General features: G+C 60.9%; 6 protein-coding genes. 5 read left to right on the top strand and 1 reads right to left on the bottom strand.

The features are described from left to right. Positions 1 to 340: 340 nt before the first annotated feature. Both Q0309_RS18095 and Q0309_RS18090 read left to right on the top strand, forming a co-directional pair. On the top strand, positions 341 to 904 hold the full coding sequence (locus Q0309_RS18095) for a DUF3102 domain-containing protein (RefSeq protein ID WP_299444619.1): 564 nt from the start codon (positions 341 to 343) through the stop codon (positions 902 to 904). 58 nt (positions 905 to 962) lie between these two features. Beyond that, entirely contained in the window at positions 963 to 1,436 is a 474-nt protein-coding gene (locus Q0309_RS18090; RefSeq protein ID WP_299444617.1) for a hypothetical protein, read from the top strand. Between the two features lie 445 nt (positions 1,437 to 1,881). Here the strand turns inward: Q0309_RS18090 and Q0309_RS18085 are convergent, their stop codons facing one another. Then, positions 1,882 to 2,046 (bottom strand): hypothetical protein, encoded by a 165-nt coding sequence (locus Q0309_RS18085; protein WP_299444615.1) that lies wholly within the window; start codon positions 2,044 to 2,046, stop codon positions 1,882 to 1,884. A gap of 314 nt (positions 2,047 to 2,360) precedes the next feature. Between Q0309_RS18085 and Q0309_RS18080 the strand changes: the two genes are divergently transcribed. From Q0309_RS18080 to Q0309_RS18070, 3 genes are all read left to right on the top strand, one after another. Further along, entirely contained in the window at positions 2,361 to 2,945 is a 585-nt protein-coding gene (locus Q0309_RS18080) for a recombinase family protein (RefSeq protein WP_299444613.1), read from the top strand. 670 nt (positions 2,946 to 3,615) lie between these two features. Next, positions 3,616 to 3,846 (top strand): hypothetical protein, encoded by a 231-nt coding sequence (locus tag Q0309_RS18075; protein ID WP_299444611.1) that lies wholly within the window; start codon positions 3,616 to 3,618, stop codon positions 3,844 to 3,846. Beyond that, on the top strand, positions 3,843 to 4,232 hold the full coding sequence (locus tag Q0309_RS18070; protein ID WP_299444609.1) for a type II toxin-antitoxin system death-on-curing family toxin: 390 nt from the start codon (positions 3,843 to 3,845) through the stop codon (positions 4,230 to 4,232). Before Q0309_RS18075 ends, Q0309_RS18070 begins: the two co-directional genes overlap by 4 nt. The last annotated feature ends 142 nt before the right edge of the window (positions 4,233 to 4,374 follow it).

Here is a 4,374-nt window from a genome sequence, read left to right as displayed (position 1 = left end):
CGGGACGTGCTCCCCGCGATCCGCAAGGACGGCGCCTATGTCATGGGCGGCAACACACGGTGACGAAAGACCCGAGGCGGGACGGTTCCCGATCCCTGACGATGCCAGCCGTATCGAGCCCACCAAAAGGAAAGGACCACACGATGATCCGTGCGGCCCTCTTCCTGGTGGTTCTGCTGGCGATGCTCTTGTTGAGCACGCCCGCGAACTGACCGGGGCCGTGGGGGGATCGCTTCCCGGCACTCCCCACGGTTCCGGCAGTCTAACAAACACCCTGACCGGGAGCAATCAGCCCGCCAGCACTCGCGTCGTGTTCGCAAAGTGCAAGGGCCAGGAAGCCGTGACCGACACCATCGAAACTCTGAAGTCCACCGCCCTGTCCGTCCCGCCTCTGACGGCCCTCGCCTGGGAAATCAACGACGCTCACCAGGACGTCCAGGACCATGCCGAGGGAATGCTCCTGGCCGCGAAGCGGGCCGGTGATGCCTTGCTGAAGGTCAAGACCGAATGCAAGCACGGGGTGTTCAAGACTTGGGTCGCGGACAACTGCCGGTTCAGTTACGCAAACGCTCATCGTTACATGCAGGTGGCCCAGCGTTTCCAAAAATCTCCCGTGGGAGACATTTCAGAAATCGCGGACGTGTCGATCCGGGAGTTCTTGGGGCGCTCCGAGAAACCCAAAACCACCCCGCCGTTCACTCAGGCAGACGCCGAGTACGCACAGAAGCTCCACGCCATGGCGACCCGTGGCGAGGGCAACGAGGCGGACGTTGCCAAGACCAAGCTGGACACCTTCGCCAAGGGGTTCGGCATGTCGGGTGAAGAGGCCGTCGGTGGGGTCGCGACGTCGATCCCGACACGATCAAACGGGACGACGTCCTGTACCTGCTTCGCGGGGTCCTGATGGAAACGCCGGAGACCTGGGAAACCGTGAAACCGAACACCATGAAGGACGACTGACCATGACCGACCTGACAATCACCGCCGTTGAAGGCGAACCCCGCATCCTGGACACGGACCTTGCGGTCAAGCTGGGATACATGAACCCGCGTAACATCCGGACGCTCATCAAGCGTCATATGGGTCGAGTGGCCGAACTCGGTCGATGCTGCACGGTGAAGCATCGACCGGAACGCGGTGGTCATGAGGAAGAACGGTTCTACCTGAACCGCCGTCAGGCGCTCTTCATCATCACACAGGCGGGCACCGAAACGGCCTTGGAGATCACGACCGAAGTGGTCCGAAAGTTCGACGCCTACGAGAACGGCCAGATTGAGGCGAAGGCTCCTCCCCTACCCGACTTCACGAACCCCGCCATCGCCGCGCGGGCCTGGGCGGAACAGTTCGAGCAGCGCCAGATTGCTGAAGAGCGGGTGACGTTCCCAATCAGAGCCTTCGATCATAGATCGGGGCTTTTTCACGTATACGTTTCGTGACCCGGCGCCGGGCTCGGTTGCGTCCGGGCGAGCGGCCGGGGGATCGTGAAGTCTATCAAGGGTGATCTTATGAGCAAGAACACCATCGGCACCATTATCGGAATAATCACGTTCCTCGCCGCGAACATGCTCGCTGGTTTCATATTTGCCAGCCTGTAGAAGAGTTCTCAGAGGCCGTCTCGGGTGTTCGGGTGCGGACATGCCGGGGACGCGGGGTGGCCCTCTGATGTCTTCTGTGATTGATATAGGCGACTTCAAATTTTCCTTGCGAATTTACGACCCTGTTCTTGGATGGACGCGAACGCGAATGTCCCCGTGCCCCCGGGGTTCCGGTGACGAACACGGGGCGGGGGCACCCTGACCCGGCCGACCCGTGACGCACGACAACGAAAACCCCCCGGGTTCGATCCACGGGGGGGCTTCGTCCATCCGGCGGGTGCCGGTGTCAGGGTCGGGGTGCGTATTCGTCCAACAGTTCAACGAGGGCATCACTGAAGTCGAGCATATCCCCGTCGCGGAAAACGCCCCAATTGCATGAGTCCTCCGGCACGATCCGAAGCCCATCGCTGAGGATCAGGCCCTTGCCGAGTTCGGTCTCCGTTATGGTCATGGTGATTGTTCGTCCGGTCATTGGAACCTCCAAAGGTGAAAGACGCCCATCTTTTATGAACGCCTACACACCGCGTCAAGTTTATCATTCACTCCACATGACGAATACAGTATCTGTCTGATATGTTTCTGTCTTACTCCCGGTTCCTTTATTGAGTCCGTTCAGGCGCCTACGCCTGTTCCCCTGACCACAAACGAACGTATTCGGACACCCTGCAACCGGCCCGAAACACCGTGACCAAAAATTAGGATTGCCGTGTTTTGGTCACATGGTATAATGGACACCGTTTTTGTACACCAGTCGGAGCCGTCGTCATGCACACCTTCGTCTATGTCCGCGTTAGCACCGTGGGGCAGACCACCGAGAACCAGGTTCATGAAATCCGCCAGCGCGGCTATGAGCCCACGGCGGTCTATGAAGAGACGGTAAGCGGGTCCGTCCCGGCCATGGAGCGCCCGGAGTTCACCCGCCTCGTGGACGCCATCCAGCGGACGACCGGAGACAAGCGCCTGATCGTCTCGAAGCTGGACCGCTTGGGTCGAGACGCGGGCGACGTGCTCAACACCGTCAAGCGTCTGGCGTCCCTGGGGTGCGCGGTGAAGGTGCTTCAGCTTGGCGACACCGACCTGACCAACGGGGCCGGAAAGATCATCCTGTCCACCCTGGCCGCTGTCGCGGAAGTGGAGCGGGATATCCTGATCGAACGCACCCAAGCGGGCCTCCAGCGCGCCAAGGCGCAGGGCAAGGCCCTCGGACGCCCCAAGTCCGGGCCGTGGGACCACGCGGACGCCATCCGGGTGTGCCTGTCCGAGGGCGTGTCCGTGTCAGAGACGGCCCGCCGCTTCGCCACGACCCGCCAGACGGTCCAGCGCATCCGCGACCAAAACGGACCCACCTAAATGAAGAGGAGGGCGAAGCCCTTGCATTGAGACGGACCTATAGAGAAAAAGAGACCAGGAAGAAAACTTACAGATACACTTATAGTGACTCTTTAAGAGTCCTGTAGGTGCTATAGGTTCTTCCTTGTTTCCTCGACTCTAAGCGTCCCATCCAAACGACCCGTCATGTTCCGACTCAACGTCCCTCGGTCCTTCATGACGATCCGTTTGGACTAACCCAAATCAGAGGAAACAACACACCAGAACCCTCAGAGCCCGCAACGACACGTCAGGAGAGGGTGTCGTGCCAAAGGTCCCTGACGGGCCGTTGCCTGACTGGGCAAACTGTCCCACCATGAAACGCTTACCGTCCGCCTTTACCGGGTGTCTGGTCCCGGTCCAGCGATCCCGTTCCTCGCCCTGGGACAAACGCACAGGCGCAGGAGGCCCGTCCCGCCCCAGCGCACCCGGACGACCGGGAACCGAACCAGGAAGCCTTCCCCGATTGACCACGGGCCGTTCTGACCCTGCGACACGGCCTGACGCGGCCACCGACGAACACCAACCGGTGTCGTGACACAGTTTTTTTCATCATGGCCGATAGGGGTCATGGCAACGACCTGCCCCCTGCCCACCTTGGTACATCATGATGTATCATGACGCCCCGCGCTCACGAGGAAGGAGGCATGTCATGGGCACACCAGCCCGCGAGACGTTCGCGACCCAGGTCAACGCCGACCTTCTGGCGTCGGTTCGGTCCCTGGCCAAGGCCGAGGGGCGGCACATCCAGGCCCTTGTCGACGAAGCGCTGGCGGACCTGATCGAGAAGCGGAAACAGGCCCGTCCACGGCGTCATGTCATGGACGCTTACGACGCCAGCCATGAGCCGTTCGCCGCGCTCTACAAGAAGCTGGCGCAATGACCGACTATCTGACCGTCGAGGAAGCCCTGGCCATCCATGCGGACCAGATCGACAGGTACGGCGGCACGATGGGGGTGCGAGACTTCGGTCTTCTGCAAGCCGCTTTGTTCCGTCCCCAATCGGGCTACTACACCGACCTGATTGCCGAAGCCGCCGCGCTCTGGGAAAGCCTTGCCCAGAACCATCCCTTCATCGACGGCAACAAGCGGGTCGCCTTCGCCGCGACGTACACCTTCCTCGCCATCAACGGCGCCCGTCTGACGGCCAACGCCGAAGAGACATTCGCGTTCATATCCGGCCTCTATGCCGCCAACCACTTTGATTTCGCCCGCCTGGAACCGTGGTTGCGATCCCACACCGCTTTGCTCGATCCGGACGCCGGATAGGGCGCGTCTTGCCCAAGCACCCGGAACAGGGTAGTGTTGTACACAGAGGACAACGGGTCTTGTGGACAACAATTTCGGCATTTTACCCTGTGAAGTCAGTCAGTTAGGCTCTTATCGAATCCCATCCCCTAGGGGACGCCAA

The sequence above is a fragment of the uncultured Rhodospira sp. genome, from assembly GCF_937138205.1.
Taxonomy (GTDB): Bacteria; Pseudomonadota; Alphaproteobacteria; order Rhodospirillales; family Rhodospirillaceae; genus Rhodospira.
Note: the sequence above shows the minus strand (reverse complement) of the source record. Positions and strands in the feature narration are given on the sequence as shown.

Excerpts from the sequence above, each read along its gene's own strand:
- Q0309_RS18085 (WP_299444615.1), bottom strand. The coding sequence starts at position 2,046 with ATGACCATAACGGAGACCGAACTCGGCAAGGGCCTGATCCTCAGCGAT.
- Q0309_RS18075 (WP_299444611.1), top strand. The coding sequence starts at position 3,616 with ATGGGCACACCAGCCCGCGAGACGTTCGCGACCCAGGTCAACGCCGAC.
- Q0309_RS18070 (WP_299444609.1), top strand. The coding sequence starts at position 3,843 with ATGACCGACTATCTGACCGTCGAGGAAGCCCTGGCCATCCATGCGGAC.
- Q0309_RS18090 (WP_299444617.1), top strand. The coding sequence starts at position 963 with ATGACCGACCTGACAATCACCGCCGTTGAAGGCGAACCCCGCATCCTG.
- Q0309_RS18080 (WP_299444613.1), top strand. The coding sequence starts at position 2,361 with ATGCACACCTTCGTCTATGTCCGCGTTAGCACCGTGGGGCAGACCACC.